This window comes from Streptomyces sp. NBC_01476 (genome assembly GCF_036227265.1).
Taxonomy (GTDB): domain Bacteria; phylum Actinomycetota; class Actinomycetes; order Streptomycetales; family Streptomycetaceae; genus Actinacidiphila.
Map to the genome: position 1 here is coordinate 91,568 of NZ_CP109446.1, position 25,947 is coordinate 117,514.

The 25,947-nt window shown below is 72.1% G+C and carries 12 protein-coding genes; 10 read left to right on the plus strand and 2 right to left on the minus strand.

Going from position 1 to position 25,947, the window contains the following annotated elements; translation table 11 throughout:
* Positions 1–13 precede the first annotated feature (13 nt).
* The 6 genes from OG552_RS00335 to OG552_RS00360 all read left to right on the plus strand — a co-directional run bounded on the left by OG552_RS00335 (position 14) and on the right by OG552_RS00360 (position 18,259).
* Entirely contained in the window at positions 14–1,696 is a 1,683-nt protein-coding gene (locus OG552_RS00335) for a glycoside hydrolase family 13 protein (RefSeq protein WP_329128532.1), read from the plus strand.
* 177 nt (positions 1,697–1,873) lie between these two features.
* Entirely contained in the window at positions 1,874–3,211 is a 1,338-nt protein-coding gene (locus tag OG552_RS00340) for an ABC transporter substrate-binding protein (RefSeq protein WP_329128533.1), read from the plus strand.
* A 6-nt stretch (positions 3,212–3,217) separates the two neighbouring features.
* Complete coding sequence (locus OG552_RS00345; RefSeq protein WP_443070851.1) at positions 3,218–4,576, plus strand: ABC transporter permease subunit; 1,359 nt, start codon at positions 3,218–3,220, stop codon at positions 4,574–4,576.
* A complete protein-coding gene (locus tag OG552_RS00350; protein WP_329128534.1) occupies positions 4,573–5,514 on the plus strand; it encodes a carbohydrate ABC transporter permease in 942 nt (313 codons plus the stop codon). Before OG552_RS00345 ends, OG552_RS00350 begins: the two co-directional genes overlap by 4 nt.
* 1,038 nt (positions 5,515–6,552) lie before the next feature.
* On the plus strand, positions 6,553–17,625 hold the full coding sequence (locus OG552_RS00355) for a hypothetical protein (RefSeq protein ID WP_329128535.1): 11,073 nt from the start codon (positions 6,553–6,555) through the stop codon (positions 17,623–17,625).
* 187 nt (positions 17,626–17,812) lie between these two features.
* Entirely contained in the window at positions 17,813–18,259 is a 447-nt protein-coding gene (locus OG552_RS00360; protein WP_329128536.1) for a VOC family protein, read from the plus strand.
* A 153-nt stretch (positions 18,260–18,412) separates the two neighbouring features.
* On the opposite strand, the gene OG552_RS00365 is transcribed toward OG552_RS00360, so the two are convergent.
* Entirely contained in the window at positions 18,413–19,291 is an 879-nt protein-coding gene (locus OG552_RS00365; RefSeq protein WP_329128537.1) for an SDR family oxidoreductase, read from the minus strand.
* Positions 19,292–19,393: 102 nt separating this feature from the next.
* Here OG552_RS00365 and OG552_RS00370 point away from each other — a divergent pair, with 102 nt between their 5' ends.
* Positions 19,394–20,209: a helix-turn-helix domain-containing protein gene (locus OG552_RS00370; protein WP_329128538.1), complete on the plus strand. Its 816-nt coding sequence runs from the start codon at positions 19,394–19,396 to the stop codon at positions 20,207–20,209.
* Positions 20,210–20,365: 156 nt separating this feature from the next.
* Here the strand turns inward: OG552_RS00370 and OG552_RS00375 are convergent, their stop codons facing one another.
* Positions 20,366–21,082, minus strand: coding sequence for an SDR family NAD(P)-dependent oxidoreductase (locus tag OG552_RS00375; RefSeq protein WP_329128540.1), 717 nt, complete (start codon positions 21,080–21,082; stop codon positions 20,366–20,368).
* 499 nt (positions 21,083–21,581) lie between these two features.
* Here OG552_RS00375 and OG552_RS00380 point away from each other — a divergent pair, with 499 nt between their 5' ends.
* Genes OG552_RS00380 through OG552_RS00390 form a run of 3 tightly spaced genes read left to right on the plus strand, consistent with a single transcriptional unit; the run spans position 21,582 to position 25,892 of the window.
* Positions 21,582–22,385, plus strand: coding sequence for a flavoprotein (locus OG552_RS00380; protein ID WP_329128542.1), 804 nt, complete (start codon positions 21,582–21,584; stop codon positions 22,383–22,385).
* The gene (locus OG552_RS00385) at positions 22,378–24,159 is read left to right on the plus strand and encodes an ABC transporter ATP-binding protein (protein WP_329128546.1); all 1,782 of its coding nucleotides are present in this window, start codon (positions 22,378–22,380) and stop codon (positions 24,157–24,159) included. The genes OG552_RS00380 and OG552_RS00385 overlap by 8 nt, the downstream gene beginning before the upstream one ends.
* On the plus strand, positions 24,156–25,892 hold the full coding sequence (locus OG552_RS00390) for an ABC transporter ATP-binding protein (RefSeq protein ID WP_329128547.1): 1,737 nt from the start codon (positions 24,156–24,158) through the stop codon (positions 25,890–25,892). The genes OG552_RS00385 and OG552_RS00390 overlap by 4 nt, the downstream gene beginning before the upstream one ends.
* Positions 25,893–25,947 lie beyond the last annotated feature (55 nt).

Genomic DNA, 25,947 nt, shown 5'->3' on the forward strand with positions numbered 1-25,947 from the left:
ACGGTGTTGGGTGATGGCAGTACCAGTCGCGCAGGAGCAGGACCGTCCTCACGCGCTGACCTCGGGCCCGGCAGCGGGCCTGCCGTGGTGGCGGAGCGCGGTGGTGTACCAGGTCTACATCCGCAGCTTCCTGGACAGCACCGGTGACGGCATCGGTGACCTCGCCGGGGTCCGCGCCGGCCTGCCGTATCTGAGCCGGCTGGGTGTCGACGGCATCTGGCTCAGCCCGTTCTACCCCTCGCCCCAGCGCGACCACGGTTACGACGTCGCCGACTACCGCACGGTGGACCCGGTCTACGGCGACATGGCCGAGTTCGATCTGCTGGTCGCCGACGCCCACCAGCACGGCCTGCGGGTGGTGATCGACATCGTCCCCAACCACTGCTCCAGCGACCACCCGTGGTTCCGCGCCGCGGTGGCCGGGGGCCCCGGGAGCCCGTACCGCCGCCTCTTCCACTTCCGGGACGGCCGCGGCCCGGACGGCACGGAACCGCCCAACAACTGGCGGGCCATGTTCGGCGGCCCGGCGTGGAGCCGCGTCACCGAACCGGACGGCCGGCCCGGCCAGTGGTACCTGCACCTGTTCACGCCCGACCAGCCGGACCTCAACTGGCGCGACCCGCGGGTGGGGGCCGAGTTCGAGGACATCCTGCGGTTCTGGCTCGACCGGGACGTGGACGGCTTCCGGATCGACGTGGCGGCCGGCCTGTTCCGCCACCCCGGCCTGCCGGACTCCCCCGACCCGGAGGCCGACGAACGGGCCAGGGACTCGGTGAACCCGCTCGCCTGGAACCGCCCGGAGGTGCATGGCGTCTGGCGGCGCTGGCGGGCGATCTGCGAGGAGTACACCGCCCGCGACGGCCGGGAGCGGCTGCTGGTCGGTGAGGTCTCGGTGCCGACCGCCGCCGACCAGGCCCGGTACGTCCGGCCCGACGAACTCCACCAGGCGTTCTTCTTCCACCTCCTCGACGCCCCGTGGAGCACCGACGCCTTCCGCACCGCGATCACCGACGCGCTGCGGGACATCGCCGGCACCGGCTCCACCGTGACCTGGGTGCTCAACAACCACGACCAGGTGCGTACGGTCACCCGCTACGGCGGCGAGACCCCGGTACTGGGCACCGCCAGAGCCCGGGCCGCCGCCCTGCTGATGCTCGCGCTGCCGGGAGCGGCGTACATCTACCAGGGCGAGGAACTGGGCCTGCCCGAGGTGCTCGACCTGCCCGACGACGTACTCACCGACCCGATCTTCCGCCGTACCGGCAGCCGCCGGTACGTGCGGGACGGCTGCCGGGTGCCGCTGCCCTGGTCCGGACACGCCTCACCCTTCGGCTTCACCGCCGCCGGCGGCGCGGTCCGGCCATGGCTGCCGCAGCCGGAGTGGTTCGCCGGATACACCACCGACCGGGCCCAGTTGGACACGACGTCGTTCTGGCACCTGTACCGGGACGCGCTCGCCCTGCGGGCCCGGCTGCCGCAGCTGAAGGACGAACGGCTGCGCTGGCTGGACAGCGCCCCGCAGGTGCTGGCGTTCGTCCGCGGCGACAGCCTGGTCTGCGCGGTGAACTTCGGCGACACACCGGTGCCCGCACCCGCCTCCGGCGCGCCACTGCTGGCGAGCAAGCCCTGCGCCGAAGGACTCCTGCCCGGCAACACCGCCGCCTGGTGGGTGCTGCCCAGCGACACCGCCGTGTGACCCCGCTCCTGCCCCCGAACGCGCGGGCCGCCGGCCGGCGGTGACCGCCTCCCCTCCCCGCTGATCGCCACCGGAGCGACCGGCGGCCCGCGCCCCCTCATGCCCCGGCTCCCCCGGAGCCGCGTACCCCACCATCAGCCCGCCGCCCGCGGGCCCGACGAACAACGGAGTTCATCCATGAGACTGCGACGTACCCTTCCCGCGGCGGTCGCCCTGACCGGCCTGGCCCTGACCGCGACCGCCTGCGGCGGATCCGGTTCCTCCTCCGGCAGCGGCTCGTCCGCGCCCAAGGGCGGACAGAGCCTCAAGGGCCACTCGGTGACGGTGGCCGGTGTGTGGACCGGTGAGGAACAGGCCAGCTTCAAGAAGGTGCTCAAGGGCTTCACCGACGCCACCGGCGCCTCGGTGACCTTCACCTCGACAGGGGACAACGTCTCCACCGTCATCGGCAGCAAGATCGCCGGCGGTGACGCACCCGATGTGGTGATGGTCCCGCAGGTCGGCGTCGTGCAGCAGTTCGCCGCGAACGGCTGGCTGCAGCCGCTGGCGGCGGACGTGACCGCGGCCGTGACACAGAACTACGCCCCGGTGTGGAAGAACTACGGGACCGTCAAGGGCACGCTGTACGCGGTCTACTTCAAGTCCTCCGACAAGTCGACGATCTGGTACAGCCCCACGGCGTTCGCCAACGCGGGCATCACACCCCCGTCCACGTACGCGCAGCTGATGACCGACGCCAAGACGATGGCCGACTCCGGCATCGCCGCCTTTTCCGTCGCCGGGCAGGACGGCTGGCCGCTGACCGACTGGTTCGAGAACATCTACCTCTCGCAGGCCGGGCCGGCGAACTACGACAAGCTGGCGCAGCACCAGATCGCGTGGACCGACCCCACGGTGGTCAAGGCGCTCACCACCCTGGGCGCGTTCTTCAAGCAGGACACCCTCATCGCCGGCGGCCGCAAGGGCGCACTGGCCACCGACTTCCCGACCTCGGTCGAGCAGGTCTTCGGCGACTCGCCCAAGGCCGGCATGACCTACGAGGGTGACTTCGTCAGCGGCAACATCCAGGCCCTGCACAAGAAGGTCGGCACCGACGCGAAGTTCTTCCCGTTCCCGCCCGTCGACGGCGGCCAGGCCCCGGTGGTCGGCGGCGGCGACGCCGCGGTGGTCCTGAACAAGGGCAAGGACAAGGCCGCGGGGATGGCGCTGGTGAAGTACCTGGCGAGCCCCGACGCGGCCGCCATCTGGGCCAAGGCGGGCGGCTACATCTCCCCCAACAAGCAAGTCCCGCTCGCCGATTACACCGACCCGACGCTGCGGGCGACCGCCAAGTCCATCGTGGAGGCGGGCAACGGCGTGCGGTTCGACATGTCGGACCAGGCGCCCGCGGCCTTCGGCGGCACCGCGGGAACCGGCGAGTGGAAGATCCTCCAGGACTTCCTGCGCGACCCGTCGAACCCGCAGAAGACCGCGCAGACGCTGGAGACCGCCGCGGCCAAGGCGTACAAGGGCTGACGCGCCGTGACCACCCTGCAACCCGCTCTGCCGGCCCTCCCCACCGGCGGCTCCCCGGGCTCCGCCGTACGCCGCCGCTCCCGCCGGGCGAAGATCACCGCCGCGGTGTTCGCGGCACCGGCCCTGGTGCTGCTCGGCGCCCTGGTGGGTTACCCGATCGTCTACTCGGTGATCCGGAGCCTCTTCGACGCCAAGGGCCACCGGTTCGTCGGCCTCGACAACTACCACGAGCTCTTCACCGACCACGCGACCCTCCTTGCCCTGCGCAACACCATGGTGTGGGTGCTGGTGGTGCCGGCGCTGCTCACCGGCATCGGCCTGGTGCTCGCGGTACTCACCGACCGGGTGCGCTGGAAGACCGCCTTCCGGCTGGTCGTCTTCATGCCGATGGCCGTGTCGTTCCTGGCCGCGGGCATCACCTTCCGGCTCGTATACGACCAGGACCCGAACCGCGGCGTGCTCAACGCCGTCACCGTCTCGGTGCACGACGCGTTCAGCGACGCGGCGGGCTATCCCGACGCCCGCCCCCGGCAAGGTCAGGGAGGCACACTCGCCGGCGACGGGCACGGCGGCTTCACCACCGTACGGGCCGCCGCCCCCGGACAGACCGTCACCCTCGGCATGGTCGGCATCCTCCCGGCGAAGCTGCCGAAGTCGTCGGTGGCGGCCGTCCCGGCGGCCGCCACCCCGGGCGCCGTCACCGGCACCGTCTACCTCGACTTCAAGCCGGGCGGCGGCGGGCGCCCCGGCCAGGTAGACCCCGGTGAGCGCGGCCTGCCGGGCATCCGCGTCCAGCTGGAGCGGGACGGGCACACCGTCGGCCACGCCACCAGCGGGCCCGACGGGACCTTCCGCTTCAGTGGAGTCCCCGACGGCTCCTACAAGGTGGCGCTGCCCGGGTCGAACTTCGCCTCCGCCTACGGCGGGATCTCCTGGCTCGGCCCGGGCCTGGTCACACCGGCCATCATGGCCGCCTACCTGTGGGTGTGGACGGGCTTCGCACTGGTCCTCATCGGCGCCGGCCTCGCGGCCCTGCCCCGTGAGGTGCTGGAGGCGGCGCGGATGGACGGGGCGAGCGAGTGGCAGACCTTCCGCCGCATCACCGTACCGCTGCTGGCCCCCGTGCTCAGCGTGGTGTTCGTGACGCTGATCATCAACGTGATGAAGGTCTTCGACCTCGTCTACATCATCGCGCCGGGCCCGGTGCAGCAGAACGCGAACGTGCTCGCCCTGCAGATGTGGCTCGTCTCCTTCGGCGGCGGCAACAACCAGGGGCTCGGCAGCGCCATCGGCGTGGTCCTGCTCCTCCTGGTGATCCCCGCGATGATCATCAACATCCGACGTTTCCGCAGGAGCGGCTCATGACTCTCGCCAGCAGTGCCGGAACGGCGCCGGCCGCCGCCCCGGCCGGTGAAGCCTCCCCCCGCGCCGGCTCCTCCCACCCGGCCGGGCACACCGCACCGGTCCGCAGGATCGGCGGTCTGCTGCGCAGCGGCGTCGTGCAGGCGGTGCTCGTGGTGGTCGGCCTGGTGTGGCTGACCCCCACCGTGGGCCTGCTGGTGTCCTCGCTGCGGCCCGGCGCGCAGCAGGACTCCTCGGGCTGGTGGAAGGCGTTCACCCGCCCGTCCACGCTCACCTTCTCCAACTACACGCATCTGCTGGACAACGGCGACATCACCCACGCCTTCTGGAACACGGTGCTGATCTCCGTCCCGGCCACCGCCGCGGTGGTGGTGATCGCGGCACTGGCCGGATACGCCTTCGCCTGGCTGGACTTCCCCGGCAGTCAAGCGGTCTTCCTGGTCGTCGTCGGCATGCTGGTGGTGCCGGTGCAGATCGGACTGCTGCCGGTGGCCCGGCTCTTCGGCGCCGTCGGGATCTTCGGTTCGATCTACGGTGTGATCCTCTTCCACGTCGCCTACGGGCTGCCGTTCGCCGTCTACCTGCTGCGGAACTACTTCGCGGAGATCCCCCGGGAGATGATGGAAGCCGCGCGGATGGACGGCGGCACCGAGTGGACCATCTTCACCCGGCTGATCCTTCCGGTGAGCCGCCCGGCACTGGCCAGCCTGACGATCTTCCAGTTCCTGTGGGTCTGGAACGACCTGCTGGTCTCGCTCATCTTCGCCGACAGCAAGTCCCAGCCGCTGACGGTCGCGCTCCAGTCGCAGATGCGGCAGTTCGGCGCGAACATCGACGTGCTCGCGCCCGGGGCGTTCCTCTCCCTGATCGTGCCGCTGATCGTCTTCTTCGCCTTCCAGCGGCACTTCGTCGAGGGGGTGATGGCCGGCTCGGTGAAATAGGAGCCCGTACGGCGAGGGGGCCGGCCCGCGCGATCGGTGCGGGCCGCACCCGCCCCCTCCTCTTCCACCTTTCTCACCTCTTCCCAGGTATACGAATCAGCCATCCTGTCGCAATCGGGCGGGGACACCCGGATGCGATGTTCGCCGTGATTCCGCCCTCGGTTCTGCGGGGTCCGGCGACGGGACGGGTCCGGAAGAGATTCACGGAATCGCGAAGACCCCAACTCGGTGCCGGGTGTTTCCGGGTGCGGCACGAATAGGAGCCGCCGCGGTAACCACCGGGCGCCGTGCACGGACTCGCAGCGCCGGACAGTCGGCTGCCGGTGCGGTGGGCCTCGGACGCAGGCCGGCGCACACCGTGGCGACGAGGTCCGTCCGACGAGCCTTCAGGCCGCTACGGCCTTGCCCGGCACGCCTGTTGCCTGCGGGAACGCGACCCGGCGCCGCGTCATCACCCCTGCCGTCCGCCCCGGCTCGTGGCCGGTGGCCCGCTGCCCTGCCGTCGCCCGTGACGGATCCGCCCGACTCGCGGCTTCCGGGCGCATTACCCGGCCATGTCGCACTGATCCTGAATTCCGCCCACGCTGCGGGCACCTGCCGCACATTCGGGGTCCGGGCCAGGAAAAGGGCAGTTCGGCACTCGGGCACGCGGGTATTCCGCGCTGCCCGCGGCCAAGCCCTCCGAGGCATCAGGAGGTGCCTCGCCGAAATGGGCTTCGAGCCGCTCTTCCCCGCACTTGTGCAACGCACAGGTTAACGACGTATTGCCTTCAGGTTGCCGGCGGTCATAGGGTCAGTGAATTCCGATCCGGACGTGCACCGGCGGCGGCAGCGGCTGACGGCTGCTCGGGCTCGCCGGCTCGCCCGCCTCGGACTCCGTGACGGCGGGTCGACTCCGCCGAGGCGGTCGGCGCCCTGGCGCTCCCTCCGGCCTCGCAGGACGACTCGTCAGAAGCGGTTTCCGGGGGCGTCGGCAGTAACCGCTCAACCCGTTCGCGGGCCCCGCCGGCCCGCCCGGCCGTGATGGAGAAGGTGGCTGTGGCTGTTGACCCGTTCATCGACGGTGTGGTGGTGGCGTTGACCGGGATGCATGTTCCGCGGGCGAAGGCGTCGGCGATCCGGGCGGCGGTGGAGCAGCCGAACGCGGCTCTGGTGGGGGCGTTGGGGGAGTTGCAGAACGAGATCGCGCGGGTGGCGAACTCGGTGGGGGGTGCGGTCGACGGGAAGTGGAGCCGGGACTACGTCGAGGCGATGAAGACGTTCGCGTCGGGGGACGGTGCGGATGCGATCAAGAATCTGAAGGACACTGCCGCGAATATGGCGGATTTCGGGCATGAGTCGGCGTATCAGGTCGATTACATGAACCGGATGATCATCGCGCAGGTGGTGCAGTTCCTGGTCGAGTGGGCGATCACGCTGATCCTGGCGATCTTCAATCCGATCGAGGCGCTGGTGGAGCAGTCGTTCCTGCGGGCCCTGTACCGGGTGATCATGCGGAGCACGATCCTGCGGGTGATCGCGTTGATCGCTGAGCACATGGCGCTGAACATCGGTCTGGGTGCGGCGATGGATGTGCTGGTGCGGTGGTCGCTGGCAAACGACGGGGAGAGGACGTCGCACGGGGGGGATTTCCTGCGGCAGGCGGTGGGGTTCGGTGCGGTGCAGGGGGCGCTGTCACCGTTCATCCCGTTCCTGGGCGGGGCGTTCGCAAAAGCGGTCGGCAGCGGTATCGGCCGCAACACCGCGAAGGACCTGTTCAAGAACATCAGCCGGGACCTGAAGACGCCGCCGCCGGGAGGCAAGGGGTCCTTCGGGCCGGGGGGGCCGGTGGGAAGGGACGCGGCGGGGGATCTGCTGACGGTCGGCGGGAAGGGCGCGGGGCGGGACGGGGACCATGTGCTGCCACCGCCGAGGGGTCCGCGGGACACCGGGCCGGGGGGCGGCCCGGGCGGGCCCGGCGGGACGCGCTTCGACGACTTCGGGCCCGGCGGGGTCGGCGGGGTCGGTGGGAGGGGGTTCGGGGACTTCGGTGAGTTCGGGCCGGGGCCGGGGCCGGGGTTTGCGCGGGATGTCGCGGACCTGACGGGGAGGCTGGTGGACGGGACGGCGTTCTCCGGGATCAGCGGTGCCACGCGGGATACGTTCCGGGAGGCGGTCGGGGAGGTGTTCGCGCGGGATCTGCGGGGTCTGGACGCGGATACGGCGCGGGGGATCGGGGAGCACTGGGCGGAGACGTTCCTGGCGGGGATGGGCCGCAAGAACCTGGCCAGGGATCTGGATCACGCACTGTCGACACTGCCACGGGAGTACCAGGGGGTGCGGCGGGCGCTGTCCACGGGGGTGGCGGGGACTGTGGGGACGGACTGGGGCCGTAAGTTCGCTTTCCACGGTGCGATGGTGTCGGTGTCCGCGGCGCAGCAGAATCTCGCTGAGGGTTTCTACAATCTGGCGACCACCGGCAGGTTCACCACCAGTGTCGAGACCGGTATCGCCGGTGCGGGCGCTCACCTCGTCGGGCACGCCCTGCATGTGAACGCGTCCGCGATCGGGGCGGGGCTGAAGTCCACCGCGTTCACCCTGAAGAACCTCACCTTCACCTCCGGGGGGTTGGCACCGGAGCACCTGAACACGGCACCACCCTCAGCAACCCCCGCACCCGGGCCCGGTCCTGACGGGAAGACCGGCACCCTCGGGACCGGCTTCGGGACCGGCTTTACGGGCGGAGGCGGGTCGGGAGGTGAGGATCTGCCGCCGTACACCGAGAGCCCCTCCGGCGTCCCGGTGTCCGGGCTCGGCAAGAACACCTTCGACCTGCTCGCACCGGACCACACCCACACCAACACCCACACCAACGGCAACGGTGTCGACGGTTTCGAGGGTGCCGGTGGTGGTGTGCGTCTGCCGACGACGGACAGCAGTGACCTGCACGTCCCCTCACCGCCGCCGGTGGTACGGGACACCGGGGGGCACGTCCCCGCGGGCGGGGAAGGCGGGGAGGGCGGTGGTGGCCGGCAGGTGCCCGCGCCGCCGCTGGACCCGGGCCGGCACTCGGAACTCGTCCACGGGGTCAACTCCGAACTGGCCAGGCTCGGCCACCCCGGCCCGCACGTCGACGCCGACACCGTCCGCGCCCACTACGAACAGCTCCCGCCGCACCGCCTCACCGAACCCCTCAAGCACCAGGCCTTCCACATCGCCGGCACCATCGCCAACCACGGCGACCCCCTCCTCCTGCGCGGCGGCAGCACCGACACCACCCCCACCCCGCAGGACGGCAACCCCACAGGGGAAGGCACCTCCACCAGCGACCTCTCCCACCCCGAACACAACCAGCAGCAGGACCAGCAGGAACAGGACCAGCAGCAGGAGCAGGAGCAGGGGCAGCCGCTCGGTACCGGCACCGACGTACCCCCGCCCCTCATCCCCCAGAGCCAGAGCCAGCCCACTCCGCAGGGCACAGGCGACACCCGCACCTCGCCCCCGCCGGCTCCCACGGCCGGCAAGCAGACATCGACGGGGTCGAGCGAGGCGTCCGGCGACGGCCGATCGCGAGGCGACGGGCTCCCCCAAGACCCGCTGCACGCCGAGGGCACCACCCCGCCGCCCGTCCGGACCACCGGGCACGACGAGGAGACCGCGATCCCGGAGCACACCGACCCGGCCACGGTCGAGCTCTCCCCGCGCCCCCTCCCTACCGTCCAGCAGACCGACGACACCACCGCCCCGCCGCCGGCCGCCCCCACCATCACAGAAACCGACACCACATCCAAAGCACACCCTGACACCGAGTCAGCACCAGAGCCGGAGCCCACCCGGCAACTGCCCAAGGACCAGCCACCGGCCCCCGGCCCGGAACGGAAGGACTCCGTCTCCGACGACAAGGCCCCCCTGCCGGAAGACGACAAGACCCCTACCGCGGAACAGGAAAACCCCACGGCGGGGCGCAAGGACCCCACCGCGGAACAGGAGAGCGAGGGCACCGGGCAGACCACAACCCACCCTTCCCCCCGAACCCTCCCGACCGTCCAGCAGACCGACGACACCACCGCCCCGCCGCCGGCCGCCCCCACCATCACGGAAACCGACACCACACTCAGGACGCAATCTGACGCTGAGTCAGAACCTAAGCCTGAGCCCCAGCAACAGCCGAAGCCGGAGCCGTTGACCCCCACAGAACCGAAAGGTCCCGCAGCGGAGAAGAAGGACTCCGTCTCCGACGACAAGACCCCCACGCCGGAAGAGGAAAGCGCCGCCCCGGAACGGAAGCCAGAGGTCACCGAGGAGGACACCGGCCTCACCGGGGTTCACCCCTCCCCCAACCCCCTCCCCACCATCCAGCAGAACGACGAGGTCGCCGCACCGCCCCCGGTCATCCCGACCATCACCATCACCGAAGCCGAGCCGAACCTCACCACCGAGTCCGAGCCGGAACCAGAGACGAAACCGGAGCCAGAGCCGGAACCAAACCCCACCCAGCAAGCACCCGAGATCAAGCCACTCCCCCCGGCCTCCGAACAGAAGACCCCCACCACCACCGACGACAAGACCCCCGCCCCCGAGCGGAAGGACCCCGTCGTCGAGGAGAAGGACCCCGCACCGGAGCAGAAGCCGGAACTCCCCAAGGACGACGACACCACCCCACCACCGCCGGCCATCCCCACCATCACGGTCACTGACACCACTCTCGAGACCCTCGATCCGGAGCCGAAGCCCGACCCACGCGGGCTCAGGGCGGGCACATTGGCCCCTCCCCCGGAAAAGAAGGACGCCACCCCCGCCGAGGAGGAAGCCCCCGCCCAGGAAAAGAAACCAGAGGTCACCGAGGAGGACACCGACCCCACCGTGGTCCAGCCCTCCCCCAACCCCCTCCCCACCATCCAGCAGAACGACGAAGTCGCCGCACATCCCCCGGTCATCCCCACCATCACCATCACCGAAGCCGAGCCGAACCCCACCACCGAGTCCGAGCCGGAACCGGAGCCAGAGCCGGAACCGGAGCCAAACCCCACCCAGCAAGCACCCGAGATCAAGCCGCTCCCCCTCGGCCCCGAACACCAGGCCGTCTCCCCGGAAGACAAGGTGTCCGCCCCCGAGCAGAGGGACGAACAACAGCCCACGCCGCAGCCCCCGTTGCGCCCCCTCGCCCCGGCCCAGCGCGACGCGTGGGCCCACCGGCTGGACGAGCTCGCGCAGAGCACGCCGAACCTCGCCAAGGCGCCGGACGGTTTTCCCCCCAGCCGGGTCGCCGCCTGGCAGAACTACCTGATCGCGTACAACACCCGCCAGGCGGTGGTCGACGGCCGCCTGCCGGAGACCGTACGCGTGGAGAGCGACCAGGAGCTCGCCGCCGCCCAGCACTCGCTGGAGCGCTGGGGTCTGGGCGATCCGCAGGCCCTCGTCGAGGACTACCGCTCCCGGCAGATCCCCGCACCGGAGCCGCTGCACACCACGTCGGACCTCAGCGCCCCGCAGCAGAAGCGGTCCGCCCCGCCGGCCAAGCTCCCCACCTTCATGGTCACACCCCCGGACGGCCGGCAACCCCACGCACTCGACCTGCCCCCCGAACTCGAACCCGAGCCGTACACACCGCCGGTGCCGATGACCGTCTCCGACCGCATCCTCGCCGAGCTCACCGGGATCGCCCCCACGATTCCGCAGCGGGTGCCGACGCCGCCGGCTCCCGAGCCGCATCCCCACCGTTCGTTTCAGCCGCAATCGCTGCTCTCGACGGACATGACGCCGTCCAAGCCCATCGAGGAGCGGCGCGACCCGCTGCGGGATCCGTCCCACCAGCCGCCGCACGACCCGCTGCACCACCCCGCCCAGGACCAGGACCACCTCACCCCGAAGTTCCCGCACGAGGAAGAGCCCGTCCCGGCCGAGACGGGTCTGCCGCCCGCCGAGCAGATGCAGCGGCTCAGGTCGATCGGCGTGCCCAAGGCCGGTCTGCCGCACCTGCCCGAGGTGGTACAAACCCTCCGGGATCTCGCCGACGAGCTCGGACACACGGTGTCCGAGCAGGACTGGGCCCAGTTGCCGCACCGGCTGCTGGCCAATTACCCCTTCCTGCTCCGCGAGGGTGCCGGCCAGGACGGTCTGCTGATCCCGCTGGGCAAAGTCGAGGCGCTGGTGACGCTCGACCTCGACGCGCCCCAGCCGGTACGGAACCCGGGCGGATCGGTGACCCGTCCGGACGAAGTGCCGGGAGACCCGGACGGTCCTGAACACGTGGCGACCGGCACCGTCAACGCCACGTACGCGACCGGTGCGCACGTGCAGCGGGAGGGTGGCTCGACGAGCGCGACCCGCGGCGCGGTGTCGGCCAAGTGGGGAATCGGCCTGCCCAACACGCAGGCGCATGTGCTGGCGGTCGGCGCCGGCGTCTCGGGCACGGCCAACGTGTCGGGCCGGTCCACCTCGCACACCGCGGACTCCGAGCGCGGCCACGTCGAGGACAACCGCGACGGTGCCACGCTGACCTCCTGGGAACCGACCTGGACGGTCCGGCTGCGCCCGCCGGGGGACCTGAACTGGCGGGAGCGGAAGGTCGCGACCAGCGACGACGAGCGGCTGCTGCTGTGGGTCCCCAAGTCGTATCTGGAGCAGCCCCCCGCGGAGCAGGTGCTGGCCACCGGCACGCAGGTGGTGCGCAACCGGCTGCCCCAGCACTACTTCGCGTCCGGGCTGACCGGGCTGCCCACCCTCTTCGACCACATCGTGCGGGAGATGCAGCAGGGCGGTGTGACCATGGAGCCGGGTTCGAAGGCCCGCCTGACCCTGGTGGACCGGCTGTGGAACCTGGGGTCGTTCCTCGACAAGTCGGTCAACTCGGATACCGGGTACGTCTTCCGGCTGCCGGGCGAGGACGGCGGGATGATCGCCTCGATCGCCGTGCACAGCACCCGGGTGCAACCGGGCAGCGAGCCCCGGGTCGGTGCCACCAGCGCCAAGTCCCATATCGAGAACGTGCGTACCGCGATCGACGGCACCAGTGGCGACCACTCGCTCAGCCACTCCTCCACGCTGACCCCGGTCAACGCCGAACTCGACGTGACCCCCTTCCCCCTCAAGGACCCGGATGCCGGCATCGGGTTGAGCCTCAGCCTCTCCTCGACGTGGGGCACCGGCGACTCCAGCGGCGCCGGGCGGACCGGACTGTGGGTGATGGTCCCGCGCTATTCCGGCCCCACCGCGGGCTACTGGGCGACCTTCTCCCACCACGTGGTCATCTCACTGCGCTCGGACGGCGCCGACCAGTTGCGCTACACCCCGAGCGTGACCGGACACGCCCTGCTGCGGCTGCCGGAGCCCGAGGCGTTCAAGCACCACTTCCCGGTGGACCGCGCGTCGCTGCGCGAACCGTTGCCGACCGAGACCTCCGTGACGTACCGGAACGACGCACTGACCAGCCAGCCCTCCGCGGAGCAGCTCAAGCCGCGTCCGCTGCCGGCGCACATGGACGACGGCAAGCCGTACCGGGGTGTCGGCATGGGTCTGGTCGAGGTGCCCGAGGAGACCTCGCAAAGCCTGTACGAGGGCATCGCCGCCGAGCTGCAGAAGTTCGGCTTTCTGCTGCCGGACGGCCAGCGCAACCCGTTGGGCGGCACGACGTGGCGGGACCTGGACTCCGCGCTCGACAGCCGGATCGACAACGAGGACCTGCTGAGGAAGTTCCTCGACGACGGCCTCGGGGTGCACCACGACCGGCTGCACCAGGACGGCCTGCCCCTGGTGCTGCACCGGCGGCGGGGCTTCGCGGGCATGGAGTTCGACGTGGACACCGCGCGGATCACGCTCACCGCGCGGCGGACCGGCCCCAACGAGTTCCTCGACAGCGCGCAGGACTATCACGTCACCAACCTGGCGATGGGCATGGACACCGCCTCAAGCGGGGTCACCGGCAGTCACAGCGTGTCCCTCAACTTCCGGGTGAAGAGCGTCTTCCGGCAGTTGCTCGGTGGTGCGGGCGGCTTCAACCTGGGGGCCGGGCGCAACGCCTCGGACTCGGTGTTCTACCTCAACAACCGGCCCGAGCTGATGGAGTACGGCACCGGGGACGTCCTGCGGGTGAAGGTGACGAGTTCGTACACCGCGACCATCGAGTTCCAGCACAGCGGCCTCAGCGGTCACATCAAGCCGGGCCGCCGCGACCCGGAGCCGGTGGTCGTGCCGAACCAGCCGGCGGTCGTACGGGTGCTGCCGCTGGGCGACGGCGCACAGGGATTCCGGGCCGGAAGCAAGCCGTTCACGCCGGCGAAGGTGCTCGACCAGGCGGTGATCTTCCACCTGGACACCACCGGGATGCGGCAGGAACTGGGCCGGCTGCTGGCCGATCTGGACGGGCCGAAGGGACGTGCGGCGCGGGTCATGGACTCGGTGACCGCCTCGCTGCGGGCCCATCTGAAGGAGGCGGCGAACGGCTCGCTCTTCACCGATCAGCCCTTCGACAGCGGGCTGTTCCGGGACACGCACGCCGCGGTGGACGTGCGGGCGAAGCTCGGCCGGTCGGACTTCATGGGCGCCTCGACCAACTCCTTCGTGCAGGGCGTGATCAAGCTGTGGCTGGCCCAGGCCACCACCTCGACGACGTCCTCGCACGGGCTGACCTGGGCCCAGGCCGATGTCACCGTCGGCGGGCACAACGCGGCCGACACGATCAGCGGCAGCGGCGGCGTCGACATGACCCACCACTGGGGGCACTCGGAGTCCGAGAGTTATGGAGTCCAGGGTGCACGGGAGATGATCCAGCTCAGCTTCTCCCACGTGTATCTCTACCGGGCCAGGACCGACTTCGAGATCTCCCGGCTGTCGGAGAAGCGCGGCAAGCTGCTGTGGACCTCGCGGGACATCGCCGAAGGTGCGGTGCGCGAACGGGAGATGATGTATCTGCTGCCGGAGCACGAGGCGCTCGCGCTCTACGCGACCGAGGATCTCCCGGTCTCGGACATCCAGTTGAAGAGCGCCATCGAGCGCTGGATGGCCGACGAACTGGTGCTGCCCGGCAACACCGTGGCGGGCATGCTCGCCCAGCACCGTACCGACCTGGAGGCGCGCCACCACCCCGTCCCGGACTATCTGACCAAGGCCGCAAAGGCGTTGGCCGACCGCCACAACACACCGGACGCCAACGACCCGACACGGCTGACGGTGTGGAAGCAGAAGACCCGCAACGCGTTCCACCGGGCCTTCCCGGAGGACGGGTTCGCCCTCGACCCGCACGCCAACCCGCTGGCCTCCCTGCCGCTGCCGGAGTACTTCAGGCGGCAGGACCCGGGCGGGAATCTGCTCGGTCACGCGAACGTCGTCAGCATCGACCACGACGGCAGGCGGTCCACCGCGGACCTGATCCGCGACGCGGTGGACCAGGCCGCGCCCGGTCTGCTGACCCGCCGGCCGGACCTGTGGAACAACTCCGGCCGCCACCTGGGCCGGCTGCAGAGCGCCGTGGACTCGCTCCAGTCGCTGTTCGCCCGCGGCCGGGACGACGCGGCGTACGAGGACCTGCTGTCGGCCAACGGTGCGGAGTTCTACCTGACCAACCAGGTGGGCTGGTTCCTCACCGACGTGGTGAAGGTGACGGTGAAGGCCGAACTGCTGCCCGGCATCGAGGTGATCGACGAACGCCCGCAGGCCGGTCTTGAGGTCTACGGCCACCACTACGTGAACGCGTCCCGGAACACCTCACGTGAGGGCGGTCAGAGTTTCACGGCCCTCAAGGGCGGCGCCGGGCGGGCGAACGGCGGCGGCAGCGGCTCGCTCGCGTTCGGCACCACCCGGCACCGGGGCGTCACGCACGCGCAGTCCGCGGTGTCGGAGCAGACCGTCTACTCCTGGAACAACCTGTTCGAGGCGCGGGTACCGCACCGGTTCACCATCACCGCGACCCGGGTGGACATGCCGAACCGGCCGATCAACGAACTCGCCGTGAGCACCTTCCGGTATCTGCGCGGTCTCGGCGCCGTCCGCACGGTGGTCTCGGAGGGCTCCACGCTGCTCCATCTGCCCAAGGGCATCGCCGAGTTCAACCCGCGTCCGCAGACCGGCCTGTCCATGCCGACCGATCTGCGGGCCCTGCCCAAGCTACCGGGCGACGCGACCGTCCAGGGTGTGGTGCTCGACGACGCGCTCCCGGCCGCCCGGCGGCTGATGGCCCAGGTCTTCGGGCGCGGCGAGGATCCCACCAAGTTCCGCAGCAGCCTGGCCCTGTCGAACCTGATGCTGCGCACCCAGCTGACCAACGTACTCGGGCGGGTGGGTCCCAACGAGCGGGTGAAACTGGCCGGGCACATCTTCCAGCCCGGCCGCTCGGGGCACGGCGTGGAGCTGTACCTGCGCAGTGTCGCCTACCACCTCGAAGTGCTCGGCGAGGTGGGCGGCACCGGTGCCGGCCGCTACATCAAGCACCAGAGCGGCACGAGTGTCTCGGCCTCCACCGACCACTGGCGGGGCGCCCTGGGTGGCAGCGGCAACGACATCGGCGGTCCGCTGCCGCACCACCCGCAGGACACCGGTTCTGGCTCCACCCCCCAGAACCGGACGACCGCCGCCTCGCACGGTGCGGCGGGCACCGCCAACTACCGGCGGGAGCAGCACGTCAAGGAGCAGGGCCCGACCTACCTGGTGCGGGTGCGCGTCCAGGTGCACCTGGACGCGGAGGACCACCGCAAGCACATCTTCGTCTCCGACAGCCGGGGCCGCTCCTGGACCAGCGATCCGGTCAACGGCGAGATGTACGTGGAGATGTCGCGGGACGAGGTGGAGATCATGCGCGCCGGGATCGGCCGGCAGACCCGGATCATGCGGGAGGAGCGGCGTGGCTGGCGGATGGCGGCCGAACGCACCCCGGTCGACCTCGCACCGCTGATCCTGGATGCCGCAGCCGCGCCCGGCGCGAGCGCGGGCCGCGCCGACATCGCGGTCAGCCGGGCCCTTGCCGACCAGGTCAGGAACGACTGGGGGCGCGGGATCTCGCTGACCGTGGACCGTGACCGGCTCGCGCTGGGCACCCGCCGGGCGGCCCTCGACTGGGCCGTACAGACCCTGCGCGCCGATCACGCGGTGGTGCGCGAGTTGAACCCGGACGCCCCGCCGCCGCCCGAACTCGCACGGTTCGAAGGGGAGCTGGCCGAGTTGCCTGCGACCTCCCGGCCCGGCGCCGCACGTCTGCTGGGGGACGACGGCACCGACGCCGTCGTCCAGGCGGTCCAGGACTATCACCGCACCCGGCCGGACGTGCCGGAAGACGCGCAGGTGCCGCTTCCGACGGAACTCGTCTTCGCCGCGCTGGACCCGGTCCGGCTGACCGGCAACATCGCCCACAACCTCGAAGCCCTGGTCCGGCTGCACCTCCCGGGCGACGGCTCGGACGGTCCGGTCGACCGGTGGATCGGCCCGGACGGCCAGGAGCGTTCCGGCAACCCGCTGCACCGCCGCACCGCGGCCGGCACCGTCACCACCGTCGGCACGGACGTCCGCCCGGCGGCCGGCGGTTCTCTGCGGCCCCTGCCGCTGACGGACCGTTCCGCCGTCAACAAGCCGGCCGAGTTCATCCAGATGTCCGACCGGTCGCGCAGTGGCGGCTCCTACGTCCGCCGGCTGACCGAGAGCCTGGCGGCGGGCTCCTCCGAGGGACGGTCGGGCAACGACAGCAAGGGCGTCCGCGCGGATCGCGCCGAGGCAGGCCAACCGCCGTACCACGTGGCGTACTTCGGGCATCAGGAGAAGACGCTCAGCAGCGAGGAGGCCCACTGGCTGAGGAAGAGCGCCGACCACTTCGCCGCGGAACTCGACCAGCGCGCCGCCGAGGGCAGGTCCACCCACGTCACGGTGGGGTTCACCGGCTACGGCCACGGCGGCGTGCGCGCCGTCGACCAGGCCAGGCGGACCGGTCTGGAACGGGCCACGGCCGTACGCGACGCGTGGGAGCGGCATCTGGAGCAGCTTTTCCGGGACCGGGGGCTGTCCTTCCCGCCGCCCGGCTACGTCCGGGGCCGGACCACCGGCCGGGCGGTCCCGGAGGGCACCGCTCCCGACGGGACGCAGCGGCCCGGTGACGACCGGTACACGGCCATCGAGATCCTCTTCACCGACCCCGCCCCGGCCGCCACCTGACCGGACGGGCCCGGCGGGGCGATGCCCTGCCGGGCCCGTCCGAGGGTGGCGCCCTCCCGTTGTGGCACGGCCGCTGGACCGGACAGGTGGACGGCCTTCGGCGGCGGTGTGTTCCGCCGCGGTGCCGGGCCGGCGGAACCGATGATGCGCGAGGAAGCACGATCGGAGATGAGAGGCTGGCGCGCGCATGGACGGTTTTCCGGCTCCGGATGAGGGGCTGCTCGTCGCACTGTTCCTGACCGTACGTGACGTGGAGCGGTCACGGCGCTTCTACAGCGAGGTGCTCGGCGGGGAAGTGGTGCTGGCCGAGAACCCCTGCACCGTCAAGCTCGCCAACAGCTGGATCATCATGAACCCGGGCGGCGGCCCGACACCAGACAAACCCGACGTGACCCTGGCTCCGCCCGACGATCCACGTACCACCTCCGCCTTCATGAACCTGCGGGTCGCCGACATCGACGCCTGCTATGCGGAATGGACCGCGAAAGGAGCCGAGTTCCTCACCCCGCCGATCGACCGGGAGGCCGAAATCCGCTGCTACCTCCGCGATCCTGACGGCTATCTGATCGAGGTGGGCCAGGCCACCGGGATGCTGCGGGGGGTCTTCGCCCGCACCGGCCGGGCCTCCGGGTGATGTCTCTGCCGGGCTTCGGGGCGCCGGGGTCTGTGCCGGGGGGCGAGGTCGTCGTGGGTACCCGCGTCTTCCGATCGCCCGGCGGGCGGCGCCCGCTGCCCGCACGCCCGCACGCCTGCCGCCCGCCGTTCGCTGCCCGCCGACGATGGCGTGTCACGCCGTCGTGACCGACGGTCCGTGATCAGGTGGCGGTGGCTCCGAGGAGTCGGCGTCGGTCCCGGCGGCGGTGGCCTGTTGGGGTTCCACCTGGGCGAGGCGGTCGCGCAGGGCTGTGGTGACCGCCTGGTACGAGTCGCTGCCCAGTACCAGCCGCAGCGGAGCGGGCTGCTGCGCCGCACTGTCGATGATGCGGGCTGCGATCTTCGCCGGGTCACCGCGGAGCGGGACGGGGGCTTCCTTGAACTGGCGGACGAACGCGGCCGGCGTCCCGTCGTAAGCGGGCAGCGGCTCCCCGAGCCGCAGGCTGCCGCCGGCGAACGCGGTGGACGCGCCGCCCGGCTCGACCAGCGTGATCTCGATGCCGAACGGGGCGACCTCCTGGGCCAGCGCCTCCATGAAGCCCTCGATGCCCCACTTGCCGGCGTGGTAGAGCGAGGCGCCCGCGTGTGCCGCGAGACCGGCGACGGAGGAGAGCTGGATCAGACGCCCGCCGCCCTGGGCGCGCAGGTGGGGCAGCGCCGCCCGGGCCGTCTGGATCGAACCGAGCAGGTTGGTGGCGATCTGGTGCTGGACCTGCTCGTCGGTGAGTTCCTCGGCCGCGCCGAAGAGGCCGTAGCCGGCGTTGCTGACCACCACGTCCACGCGGCCGAGGTCGGCGAAGGCGGCGTCCACGACCTCGCGGATCCTTGGCAGGTCGGTGACATCGAGGTGGCCGAGCCAGAAGCGGTCGCCGTACCGGGCCCGGAGGTCATCGGCCGAGCCCTTCCGCCGGACCGTGCCGGCGACCCGGTCGCCGCGTGCGAGAAGCTGCTGGGTCAGTTCCCGCCCGAAGCCGCTGCTGACTCCGGTGATGAACCATGTGCGCGTTGTCATACTCCCGATCCTGGCGAGGAGGCGGGCGGCCCGGCAGCTCCTGGTGTTCCTGGTAGTAGGAGGGATACCCACCTGACCGCCGCCGGGTCGTAGCGTTGCCCCATGGACAACGACCTCGGGGATTTCCTGCGCGCGCGGCGAGAGCTGGTCACGCCCGCGGAAGTGGGCCTGCCGCCAGGGAACGGCCTGCGCCGGGTGCCCGGCCTGCGCCGCGAGGAGGTCGCCATGCTCGCCGGGATCAGCGCCGAGTACTACGTACGCCTCGAACAGGGCCGCGACCGCAGCCCCTCGGCCCAGGTGATCGACGCGATCGCCGGGGTGCTCCAGCTGGACGCGGAGGGCACCGCGTACCTGATGGCGCTGGCCGGCCCGAGAACGCAGCGTCGCCCCGCCCGGCGCGAAGAGCGCGTGCCTGCGGGTCTCGGCCTGCTGCTCGCCACAGTCAACGTGCCCGCCATCGTCTTCAACAAGTACAGCGACGTGCTGGCCGCCAATCCGCTGGCCCGGATGCTCTCGCCGGGCATGATGCCGGGCGTGAACCGGCTCAGGGCGCTGTTCACCGACCCGGCGGCCCAGGGCCACCATCCCGACTGGGAGCGGTACACGGCCATCGCGGTGGCCCACCTGCGCGCCCAGATCGGCACCCGGACCGAGGACGAGCGCCTGCACGCGCTGATCGGTGAGCTGTCACTCAAGAGCGACAGATTCCGCCGGCTGTGGGCCCGTCACGACGTACGCACGGCCCGCGCCGGCAACTTCCTGATCCACCATCCGCGGGTCGGCGACCTGGAGTTGCTGATCGAGAAGTTCTCCGTCGTCGGCGCCGACGGCCTGGAAGCCCTCTTCCTCCACGCCGCACCCGATTCCCCCTCCGCCAAGGCCCTGGCGACACTGGCGTCGCTGGCCCCAGCCGACTAGGTCTACCGATCACGGGACCCTGCTGACGGGTTGCCGGTGCTTGATCATGGCGAAGGCCGCCGGTGCGGTGGAGTTGTCCGGAGGCGCACCATACGGGGATCTTGGTGAACCAACAGGCGGCCGGCCGTTCCGCGGGAGGGCGAGCGCGAGGGAGCGTCACCAGGGCAGTTCGGTGTCTCCGTCGAAGAATCGACCGGTGGGGCCATCGACGGGGAGCCTGCTGAGCCTTACCAGGCGGCTCGCGGCTTGCTCGGGCGTGTACTCGGCCCGGCCGTAGCTCATGCGGGTTCCGACTGTCCCCGGCGAAGCGGCGTTGACGAGGATGCCGTCGTTGGCTGTCTCGGCGGCGAGGACCCGTGTGAACTGGTTGAGGGCAGCCTTGGAGATCCGGTACGCGGGGCTGTTGGCCGCCTCGGTCAGAGCGAGGCTCCCCATATGGCTGCTCACATTGGTGATCCGGCCGTAGCCGCCCCGGCGCATCAGCGGCACCGCCCGCGAGGAACAGCGCACGGCGCCCAGCAGATTGGTGTCGAGCGTGGCCTGGAACACTTCGATGTCGGGCTGGGAAGGCACGGCGCCCCTGTCGATCGCGATACCGGCGTTGTTGACGAGGATGTCGAGCCGTCCGTGCGTCTGTTCGACGTCGGCGAAGAGCCGGAAGACGCTCGCCGGGTCCGTGACGTCCAGCTCAGCACCCGTCACTGGCAGGCCGGTACCGACCAGTTCCGCGGCTGCCTTCTCCGCGGCGGCGTGGCGGCGGGCGGTGAGGAAGACGTGGACGTCACCGCCTTGGGCGAGTTGCCGGGCGATGGCGAGTCCGAGGCCCCGGCCGGCTCCGGTGACGACGGCGACGCGAGGGGGTGAGGTGCGCACCCGGACATGCGATCAGACGCGGGGGTGTTCGTCCAGACCGGCGCTGCCGGAGCGCATCTCCTGCTCGCCGGGCGGTTCGCGGGCCGCGGCTGTCTCATCGGGGGCGTGCCTTACGGCAGTTGAGGGTTTTCCCCAATGCTCCCCCGCTGCTTCCCGGGCAGTGTGGACGGGTCGGACGCCAGGGCCGACCGGAACGACGGAGGGGAGATCCACGATGGAGTTCGAACCCGGCATGCCGCAGGTGCCGCCCGCGCCCGGTGGGCGTGGCCGCCCTGCCCGCACCGTGAGCGGCTCCCTTCTCGGGGGGCCGCGGTGAACAAGACGGCGTACACCGCGGACGGAGTGGTCCTGCTCCCCTTCCGCGCGCGTCTGTCGGCTCAGCCCGCCCGAGCGGGTCGGGGAGTCCGGCGTGAACCGGCGTATGACACGGCTGACGCGGCCGGCCCGGCCGCCGAGCACGTGGACGAGCCCGGCGTACGGACTTCGGGGAAGGACTGACGTGGCGGACTCCCAGGACGTGGCCGGAACGGTCCGGGCGCGCCCGGACGCCTCGCGCCGGCTGCCGCGGATCACCCTCGACCGGGGCCGGGTGCTCCTCGTCGCCTCCGGCGCGATCGGCGTCACCGCGCTGCCCGAGTGGGCGATGCTGCTGCGTGTCCAGTACGGCTGGTCGGTGCGCGTGTGCCTGACGTACTCCGCGGACCGGCTCGTCTCCCGGGAGGCGCTCGCCGCGGTGACCCAGGCGCCGGTCGCCGGCCCCGGCTGGGGGACGGAGCAGGGCGTCGTGCCGCACCAGGAGCTGGCGGAGTGGCCCGATCTGGTCGTCGTCGCCCCGGCCACGACGAACTTCGTCGCGAAGGCCGCGGCCGGCATGTCCGACAGCCTGGCCCTGACCACGGTGCTCTGCACGGCGGCCCCGGTACTGATCGCCCCGAGCATCCCGGAGAACGCGCTCGCCCGCCCCGCCGTCCGGCGCAACCTCCAGTGCCTGGCCGACGACGGGTATCACGTCGTGCCCATGGGACCCGGGCTGTCCGTCCACCTCGGCGCCGCCAGCGCCGCGGCCATGCCCGGACTGCCCGTCATCCTGCGGGTCGCGGCACGCGTACTCGCAGAGGGCCGGGCCGCGCGGGACGGCCGCGCACCGCTGAACGACCACGCACCACTGAACGAGCGCGCACCGCTGAACGACCCTGCGCCGGAGGAGACCGGCACGGTGGCACAGGGACACGCGCCGGACCAGAACCGCGGGCAGCGCCAGGACCGTACTGCGGAACGGGTGGAGGCGGCCGGCCATGGCTGATGTCCGCGCAGCACCCAACCCAGCTCCCAGCCCGGAACCCGAGCCCGCCCCCGGACCGGCACCCGCCCCCGCACCCACTCCCCCGCCCCCCTCCGCCGGCTCCCTGCTGCGCGGCGCCGCCCGCACCACCCGCGGCCGGCTCATCCTCCTCGCCACCCTGCTGCTCGTGAGCACCGCGACCGGGCTCGCCGCACCCGCGCTGCTCGCGACCGCTGTCGACGCGGTGCTGCGCGGCTCGGGCGCCGCCGGCCCGGCGGTCGCCTGGGCGGCGGTCGTGACGCTGGGCGCCGTCTGCGAATCCGTCATGGCGCCGCTGGGCACCGCCTGCGCGGCGTACGGCGCGCGCTGGCTGCGGATGCGGACCGTGGGGCACCTCGTGGGTCTGGGGACCAGGCCGCCGCTCCCGGCCGGGGAGGCGGTCACCCGGGTCGTACAGGCCGCCTCCCAGGCAGGCGCGCTGCCCGCCGCCTTCGCCCAGTGGGCGGTGACGGTGGCGGGGTCGCTCGCCGCACTGTGCTGGCTGTGGATCCTCGACTGGCCGTCCGGGCTCGCCTTCACCCTCGCGACGCCGGCCACCGTGCTGGTCGCCCGGCGGTTCGTCGGCCAGGTCACCGAGGCGCACGCCGACTACCTGGCGGCCCAGGGCGCCGTCGCGACCCGCCTGCTCACCGCTCTCGCCGGTGCCCGGACCATCCGCGCCTCGGACACGCTGAACGCCGAGACCGCACGCGTGCTGGCGCCGCTGCCCGAGGTGTCGGCCGCCGGGTGGCGGATGTGGCGGCTGCAGCGCGGCACGATCTGGCAGTTCGGCCTGCTGATGTCGCTGACCGAGGCGCTGGTGCTCGGGGTCGCGGGCTTCGGCGTGAGTGACGGCCGGCTGACCGCGGGCCAACTGGTCGCCGTCGCTGGGTACTTGCAGCTCTCCTTCCAGGCGGTGGAGCAGATCGACGGGATTCTCGGGCTCGCGCAGTCCCGCGCGGCGGCGGCCAGGACCGCCGCGGCGCTCGCGTATCCGCCGCTGCGGTACGGCGCGGGCGGCGCTCCCCGCGGTCCCGGTGCGGTGAGCCTGCGCCGGGTGACGGTGCGCCGCGACGACGCGGTGCTGCTCGACGGCGTCGACCTCGACCTGCCGGCCGGTGCCTCGATCGCGCTGGTCGGCCGCACGGCCGCGGGCAAGAGCCTGCTCGCCGGGCTGCCCGGCCGGCTCATTGACCCGGACGAGGGCGAGGTGCTGCTCGACGGCGTGCCCGTCCGCCGGTTCTCCTCCGCCGAGTTGCGGCGTGCGGTCACGTACGCCTTCGAGCAGCCGGTGCTGGTGGGTGGCACGCTGCACGACGTCATCGCGTACGGTCGGCCGGGGCTGCCGCGCGCGGAGGTGGAGCGTGCCGCCAGGGCCGCCCGCGCCGACGGGTTCGTGCGGCGGCTGCCCGACGGTTACGACACCGCGCTCGCGGCCACGCCCCTGTCCGGCGGCGAGCGCCAACGCCTCGGTCTGGCCCGCACGCTGGCCCGGCAGGCCGGCGTCTATGTGCTCGACGACGCGACCTCCGGGCTGGACACGGTCACCGAGGCCGAGGTCGGCGCTGCCGTCACCACCACCCTGGCGGGGCGGACCCGTCTGGTGGTCGCGCACCGCGTCACCACCGCCGCCCGCTGCGACGTGGTCCTGTGGCTGGAGGCCGGCCGGGTCCGCGCGCTGGCCCCGCATTCCGCGCTCTGGCCCGACCCGGCGTACCGGGCGGTCTTCGCCGCCGTCGAAGGAGCCGCGTCATGAACGTCACCGAACACCGGTCCGGGCTGCGGCTGTTGCGGGAGGCCCTGCGCGGCACCCGGGGGTCGCTGCTGCGGGTCGGGGTGTGGTCCGCGGTGGAGGCGGCGCCCGCGCTCGCGGCCGGCTGGGTGCTGGCCGCGGCACTCGACCGTGGTTTCCTCGCCGGCCGCCCGTCGGTCGGCCTGGCCTGGCTGATCCTGCTGGGCGGGCTGTACGCGGTCCGGGCCCTGGCCGAGCGCGCGGTGTTCGAGCCGCTCGCCCGGATCGTGGAACCGCTGCGCGACGAGTTGGTCCGCCGTGTCGTGCGCGGGACGCTGCACGCCGCCGCGTACCGGACCCGTCCCGCGGACGCGGCCGGCGTCTCCCGGCTGACGACGCAGGTCGACAGCGTGCGCGGCATCGTCGGCGCGATCCTGCGCACCGCCCGCCCGCTGGCGGTGACCCTGGTCGCCGCGCTCACCGGGCTCACCGCCCTCGATCCGCTGCTCGCGGGGCTGGTCGCGCTGCCGCTGGCCGCGGCACTGGCGGTCTTCCTGCTGAGCATGCGCGCGCTGACGCGGCGCCGGCGGGACTACCTGATCGCCGAGGAGCAGGTCGCCGCTACCACGGGAGCTGTGCTGGCGGCCGGGCGGGATCTGACCGCTCTGGGCGCCGAGGAACAGGCCGTGGCCGACGTGCGGCGGGCCGCGGACGTTTCGACGGCGGCGGCCCTGTCCGTCGCCCGGGCAGCGGCCGTCCGTGTGCCGGTGCTGCTGATCGGCGGTCAACTCCCGGTCCTGCTGATGCTGTTGGCGGGTCCCGCGCTGGTGGAGCGGGGCGCCGTCCGGCCCGGTGTGGTGGTCGGCGCGATCCTGTACGTCACCGCGTACCTGATCCCGGCCCTCCAGCTGATGACCGGCTCGGTGGCGGGTTACTGGAGCCAGTTGCGCGTACTGTCCGCTCGGCTGGCCGCTGCCTCTGCGGTGCCCGAGGAGCCGGAGGAACCCGCGCCCGGTGTGCTGTGCGCCGCGGAGGAGGGTGCGGGCGACCTGGTGGTGCGTGACCTGACCTTCGTGTACGGGCCGCACGCCGAGCCGGTGCTGCGAGGGCTGAATGTGACGGTCCCGGACGGCGACCACCTCGCCGTGGTGGGGCCGAGCGGCATCGGCAAGTCCACGCTGGCGGGGCTGCTCGCCGGGATCGAGACCCCGCTGGCCGGGTCCGTGACCCTCGGCGGGCGCCCGGTCCGCGTCGGCCCGATCGCCCTGCTGCCCCAGGAGGCTTACGTCTTCCCGGGCACGGTCGGGGAGAACCTGCGCTACCTCGCGCCGGAACTCGGCACCGCCGCGCTTGACCGGGCCGTCGCGGCGGTCGGGGCGCAGGAGCTTGTCGCCCGGCTGGGCGGTCACGCCGCCGAACTGGCCGACCCGGCCCGCACCTTGTCCGCCGGGGAGCGCCAACTGATCGCCCTGGCTCGGATGTACGCGTCCCCGGCGCGCGTGATCGTCCTGGACGAGGCCACCTGCCACCTCGACATGGCCGCCGAGGCGGTGGCCGAAGCCGCGTTCGCGGCCAGGCCCGGCACCCTGATCGTGATCGCCCACCGCCTCACCACCGCGGCCCGTGCCCGGCGGATCCTCTTCCTGGACGGCGGCAGCCCGGCCCTCGGCACGCACGCCGAACTCCTCACCGCCAGCCCGGCGTACGCGTCGCTGGTCGGTCACTGGGCCGTTCCGGTGCCGGCGCCGGCCTCGTGAACGCGCCTGCCGTCCAGGCGGCTTGCACCCTCAGCGGGCGGGTCCGCCCCGCCGG

Bases quoted from the DNA above. Each gene is read 5' to 3' on its own strand.
- OG552_RS00335 (WP_329128532.1), top strand. From the start codon at position 14: ATGGCAGTACCAGTCGCGCAGGAGCAGGACCGTCCTCACGCGCTGACC.
- OG552_RS00340 (WP_329128533.1), top strand. From the start codon at position 1,874: ATGAGACTGCGACGTACCCTTCCCGCGGCGGTCGCCCTGACCGGCCTG.
- OG552_RS00350 (WP_329128534.1), top strand. From the start codon at position 4,573: ATGACTCTCGCCAGCAGTGCCGGAACGGCGCCGGCCGCCGCCCCGGCC.
- OG552_RS00360 (WP_329128536.1), top strand. From the start codon at position 17,813: ATGGACGGTTTTCCGGCTCCGGATGAGGGGCTGCTCGTCGCACTGTTC.
- OG552_RS00365 (WP_329128537.1), bottom strand. From the start codon at position 19,291: ATGACAACGCGCACATGGTTCATCACCGGAGTCAGCAGCGGCTTCGGG.
- OG552_RS00370 (WP_329128538.1), top strand. From the start codon at position 19,394: ATGGACAACGACCTCGGGGATTTCCTGCGCGCGCGGCGAGAGCTGGTC.
- OG552_RS00385 (WP_329128546.1), top strand. From the start codon at position 22,378: ATGGCTGATGTCCGCGCAGCACCCAACCCAGCTCCCAGCCCGGAACCC.
- OG552_RS00390 (WP_329128547.1), top strand. From the start codon at position 24,156: ATGAACGTCACCGAACACCGGTCCGGGCTGCGGCTGTTGCGGGAGGCC.